The organism is Cohaesibacter haloalkalitolerans (assembly GCF_003574655.1).
Classification (GTDB): Bacteria; Pseudomonadota; Alphaproteobacteria; order Rhizobiales; family Cohaesibacteraceae; genus Cohaesibacter; species Cohaesibacter haloalkalitolerans.
In genome coordinates this window covers 1-4,857 of the sequence record NZ_QNUM01000023.1, presented here as the reverse complement: position 1 = coordinate 4,857, position 4,857 = coordinate 1, and the positions used below count along the sequence as shown (strand labels likewise).

At 50.9% G+C, this 4,857-nt stretch carries 5 protein-coding genes and 1 pseudogene; 5 read left to right on the top strand and 1 reads right to left on the bottom strand.

The genetic code is table 11. From position 1 onward, the window contains the following. Positions 1-124 precede the first annotated feature (124 nt). A pseudogene (locus tag DSL70_RS22925) lies at positions 125-355 on the bottom strand (IS5 family transposase); the annotation flags it as partial. A 427-nt stretch (positions 356-782) separates the two neighbouring features. Here DSL70_RS22925 and rnk point away from each other — a divergent pair. From rnk to glnA, 5 genes are all read left to right on the top strand, one after another. Beyond that, a complete protein-coding gene (rnk, locus tag DSL70_RS22115) occupies positions 783-1,190 on the top strand; it encodes a nucleoside diphosphate kinase regulator (protein WP_119310147.1) in 408 nt (135 codons plus the stop codon). An 82-nt stretch (positions 1,191-1,272) separates the two neighbouring features. Next, on the top strand, positions 1,273-2,166 hold the full coding sequence (locus DSL70_RS22110; protein ID WP_205563544.1) for a DMT family transporter: 894 nt from the start codon (positions 1,273-1,275) through the stop codon (positions 2,164-2,166). Positions 2,167-2,266: 100 nt separating this feature from the next. After that, positions 2,267-2,719 (top strand): TrmO family methyltransferase domain-containing protein, encoded by a 453-nt coding sequence (locus DSL70_RS22105; protein ID WP_119310146.1) that lies wholly within the window; start codon positions 2,267-2,269, stop codon positions 2,717-2,719. A gap of 97 nt (positions 2,720-2,816) precedes the next feature. Further along, the gene (locus DSL70_RS22100; protein ID WP_090075502.1) at positions 2,817-3,155 is read left to right on the top strand and encodes a P-II family nitrogen regulator; all 339 of its coding nucleotides are present in this window, start codon (positions 2,817-2,819) and stop codon (positions 3,153-3,155) included. Between the two features lie 96 nt (positions 3,156-3,251). After that, positions 3,252-4,661, top strand: coding sequence for a type I glutamate--ammonia ligase (glnA, locus tag DSL70_RS22095; protein WP_119310145.1), 1,410 nt, complete (start codon positions 3,252-3,254; stop codon positions 4,659-4,661). Positions 4,662-4,857: the final 196 nt, after the last annotated feature.

The following is a 4,857-nucleotide window of genomic DNA, read 5'->3' as shown; positions in this document are numbered from 1 at the left end:
CAGTGGACCGTTCGTGAACAGAATGATCTTATTGCCCTTCTCTTCGGACTTCAAAAAGTTAACGAAGCATGAAAATGACGCCGATCACAGGATAAATAGGGCCTACTTAAAACTTTGCGACGAGCCCGGGCGCCCCAAACCGGGCATGGATCTTGCTCGTAAAACCGTCGTGCGATCGACCAAAGCCTTCCTTGAGACTCCCCTTTGCATCAGCTGCCTGCGAATGGCGCCGGATGATCGCCTTGTCTTCCATATGTCGCCAGTCATCGGTTAGACCGAGCTCGATGAGCGTCCCCAGCATGGCGTCCCAGACGCCTTATTTGGCCCAGCGCCAGAAACCCACATAGACCGAATGCTCATAAAGGTCTTGGTAAAAGCGCCCTTCATTCAGAAATCAACTGATTTGAAACCTCTTTTGTCAATACGGCCTAGTTTCCTTTCAAAATACTATTGAATCTTGGTTGTAAACCGCCCTGCTCCCAGTATTTCACAGTAAAAAGAATTTGCCAGTCGTACAGCTTGACTTTGGTTGTACCCGAGACCACATTGGACTTATGACCTACATTTGCTCCACCCTCTTTCTCAAACGGATGTGCCTTATCGCAGGCGGGTAGCCCCCGACTCGGACGCGTCGCGCCCGGTCGAGGGGTAGCGGCAACAAGCCATCCGGCGTTCATAGTATCGTTGGTCACGCGACATTTCACCTGAAAATTTACACTCAGATCCGCACCAACGGATTACAGACTTGCCGTATTTGCGGCAGGCATGGAGCAATTGTAGCCATGAGCACAGATGCCTTCCTCAAACCAGATATTACGATCACACAAACTGACGCCAACCGGCTGATGCTGTTGGCCGAAAAGAATGAAAGCACCATATCTTCCGTGGTTGAGGTTCTATATGCCGAACTCGACCGAGCACGCGTCGTTCCCGACGAGGACATCAGTAGCGACGTAATCCGAATGGGCTCCTATGCGCGTTTTTCAGGAAACTCCGGCCCTTCCCGCCAGATAACACTGGTGTATCCGGGCAAAGCTGACATCGCTTTAGACCGGCTCTCCATTCTGACACCCATTGGAGTGGCACTGATAGGCCTATCCAAGGGTCAGTCAATGGATTGGCAAACACGGGATGGCCGCATCCAACGGTTGGTTGTTGAAGCAGTTACTCCTCCGGTCGAGAAAGCCTGAGCCTTTCGCACATCATGTGAAGGCATCTTCCTCCCCCCCTAAAGAACTGAAGAAACATTTAATAAGCAAGGAACAGACGCTCATGAAAGTTACTGGACCGTCATTTGTCTCCAACGACGAGTTAGGCTTTGGCCGCGGACTAGTTTGGATGGCACTCAGCATGATCTCCTTTATCGGCATGTCGATTGGCTCCCGCGAGCTGGCAAGCTCCCTTTCCATCCAGCAGGTGCTGTTTTTCCGAGCGCTCGTTGGCCTAATTATTATTCTTGTTCTGGCTCGAAAGCTGTTGCCGGAAGTGCAGGAAAAGAAAATGCTGCGCCTGCATTTCATTCGCAACATTGTGCATTTTACTGCTCAGTATTTCTGGACGATTGGCGTGGTATTTTTGCCTCTTGCATCGGTCTTCGCATTAGAATTCACAATGCCGATCTGGGTTGCTTTCTTCGCTTGGCTCATTCTTGGAGAAAGGCTTACGGGACCGCGACTTCTTGCCACGATCGGAGGCTTTGTCGGTGTTCTCGTTATTGTGCGGCCAGGAATCAGCATGGTTGATCCTGCGTCAGTGTTCGTGCTGTTAGCTGCGGCAGGCTATGGTCTATCGCTAATCTGCGTGAAACAGCTAACCCAACAGTGTTCCGCCGGAGCTATCGTTGTCTGGATGATCCTGATCCAATTGCCCTTGGGCTTTGTGCTCGCTCTAACTGACTGGGAGCCGGTTCACTGGCATACTTTGCCCTGGATGGTACTGGCAGGAGCCGGTGCGTTGAGCGCACATTTCTGTCAGGCTCAGGCCCTGAGAATACTGGATGCGTCGGTTGTCATCCCCATCGACTTCCTCCGAGTGCCAATGGCAGCCATTGTTGGCTACTACGCCTATGGCGAGTTCATCGATGTCTGGGTGCTGCTGGGCGGAGCTATTATTCTCTTCTCCAACTATCAGGCGGTAATGACAGATCGGCGCAATCGAGCTGCCTGATATCCGCTTTGCCCCCCCAAAAAAAAGCTTCAAGGCCATCAGAAAACCTTTCTTCTAGCCGGATTAGGCCGCTCCACAAAACCGACAAAGGAACTTCACCATGTTTTATTGCCAACCTCACCCCTATGAGTTGGTGCCGATTGGCACGATCTGGACAACAGATTGTTGCCCGATGGACACCACTTCATGCTCTTATCGAGATTACGATCGCAACTATGTCCTTGAACTGGATGCAGTCTATTTTGATGGCTGCATTGGCCTCGAGACAATCAGCGAGCTGACAATTTTATACTGGCTTCGAGAGGCAAATCGCAGCGTTCTGAAAAGTAATCCGCCGGACGATGCAGAGGAACTCGGCGTTTTTGCAACTTGCACACTTGACCGTCCTAACCCGATTGGAATCGGGTTAGGACTTGTCCGAAAGATCGAAAAGAACCTCATTCACGTATCTGGAAGACTGGAGTGTCCAACGGGCACTCCCATTCTGGATTTGCGACCGGAGACCCTTTACTGCGGCAGAACGCAGCTACCCGCACATTTAACAGCAGTTTGATTACCAGTTATGCACATATTATGGATTGAACTGACCACAAAATGTGCAATGTGATTAAAGTGCGTGCAAATTTAATTATTCTCGGAGGCAAGATATCATGAAGAAACTTGAAGCGATCATTAAGCCGTTCAAGCTTGAGGAGGTCAAAGAAGCGCTGCAGGAAGTGGGCCTGCAAGGCATCACGGTGATTGACGCCAAGGGCTTCGGTCGTCAGAGAGGCCATACCGAAATGTACCGTGGCGCCGAGTATGTGGTGGACTTTTTGCCAAAAACAAAGGTGGAAGTTGTGCTCGATGAAGGTCAGGTCGACATGGCCATCGAAGCAATCCAAAAATGTGCCCGGACTGGACGCATCGGTGACGGCAAGATTTTTGTCTCAGATATCGATCAGGTGATCCGTATCCGCACCGGCGAAACAGGCAATGAAGCCGTTTGAAATATTAGCATATCTCTCGATCAGTGTGTTGAAAACAGAAAGCTTACCGAAACCCTGGTCGACCAATCCAAGCGCTCAAGAACAAAGGACTCCGGAATGAGCACACCAGCTGAAATTGTGAAGATGATCGCAGATGAAGAAATCAAGTATGTTGATATTCGCTTCACCGACCCGCGTGGCAAGCTGCAGCACGTCACCGTTATGGAAGACCAGGTAGATGAAGACTTCCTCGAAGAAGGCCTCATGTTTGACGGTTCCTCTATCGCGGGCTGGAAATCGATTGAATCTTCCGACATGAAACTGATGCCGGACTGCGATAGCGTTTACATCGATCCGTTCTATGCAGAAAAAACCCTCTGCGTACATTGCTCCGTCGTTGAGCCAGACACCGGCCTGCCTTATGAGCGCGACCCGCGCGGCACCGCAGAAAAAGCTGAAGCTTATCTGAAATCTTCCGGTGTCGGCGACGTCTCCTACTGGGGCCCAGAAGCAGAATTCTTCATCTTCGACGATGTTCGTTATGCCAACACCATGAACAAGGTTTCTTTTGAAGTCGACGCAATCGATGCCGCATGGAACAGCGACACCGAATACGAAACCGGCAACACCGGTCATCGTCCGGGTGTTAAAGGCGGCTATTTCCCCGTCAACCCTACCGACTATGCGCAGGACATCCGTTCTGAAATGCTCTCCACCATGAAGAGCATCGGCATGAAAGTTGATAAACATCATCACGAAGTGGCGTCCTGCCAGCACGAACTCGGTATGATCTTCGGCCCCCTGACCAAACAGGCTGACGAACAACAGAAATACAAATACGTCATCCACAACGTAGCTCAGGCATACGGTAAAACCGCCACTTTCATGCCTAAACCAATCTATGGGGACAGTGGTTCCGGCATGCACTGCAACATATCCATTTGGAAAGACGGCAAACCCCTCTTCGCTGGCGACAAATATGCTGACCTGTCTCAGGAAGCCCTTCACTTCATCGGAGGTATCCTGAAGCACGCCAAGACCCTGAACGCTTTCACCAACCCGTCCACCAACTCCTACAAGCGTCTGATCCCTGGCTTCGAGGCCCCTGTTTTACGCGCATATTCTGCTAGCAACCGTTCCGGCTGCATCCGTATTCCTTGGACCGAATCTCCAAAGGCAAAACGCGTTGAAGCTCGCTTCCCGGATCCGTCCGCTAATCCGTACCTCTGCTTCTCTGCTCTGCTGATGGCTGGCCTTGACGGCATCAGGAACAAGATCCATCCGGGCGATGCAATGGACAAGAACCTCTACGATCTGCCTGCTGAAGAACTCGAAGGCATTCCGACCGTTTGTGGTTCCCTGCGTGAAGCCATCGATTGCCTGAAAGCTGACCACGAGTTCCTGCTTGCTGGCGACGTCTTCACCAAAGGTCAGATCGAAGGCTACATCGAGCTGAAAATGGAAGAAATAGAGCTGTTCGAACACACACCGCACCCAGTTGAATTCGCTATGTATTACAGCTGCTAATCTAACATTCCTTATGTTGAGTTTAGTCGAGAGGGCGGCAGGTGGTTGCCCTCTTTTTGAGGTTCCTTTGGGGCTGTCGCAAAGTTTGAGTATTAACCGAGCCTTGAGATTTGTGCGGTGAAAAGATGCTCCGATTTGTTGGAGGAGCACCTTATGATTCTCAATGCCATTGCCGAAAAGCTGAAGCGAAAATCGA

What these genes read in the sequence shown, in the direction of transcription:
- rnk (WP_119310147.1), top strand. Translation starts at nt 783, where the DNA reads ATGAGCACAGATGCCTTCCTCAAACCAGATATTACGATCACACAAACT.
- DSL70_RS22110 (WP_205563544.1), top strand. Translation starts at nt 1,273, where the DNA reads ATGAAAGTTACTGGACCGTCATTTGTCTCCAACGACGAGTTAGGCTTT.
- DSL70_RS22105 (WP_119310146.1), top strand. Translation starts at nt 2,267, where the DNA reads ATGTTTTATTGCCAACCTCACCCCTATGAGTTGGTGCCGATTGGCACG.
- DSL70_RS22100 (WP_090075502.1), top strand. Translation starts at nt 2,817, where the DNA reads ATGAAGAAACTTGAAGCGATCATTAAGCCGTTCAAGCTTGAGGAGGTC.
- glnA (WP_119310145.1), top strand. Translation starts at nt 3,252, where the DNA reads ATGAGCACACCAGCTGAAATTGTGAAGATGATCGCAGATGAAGAAATC.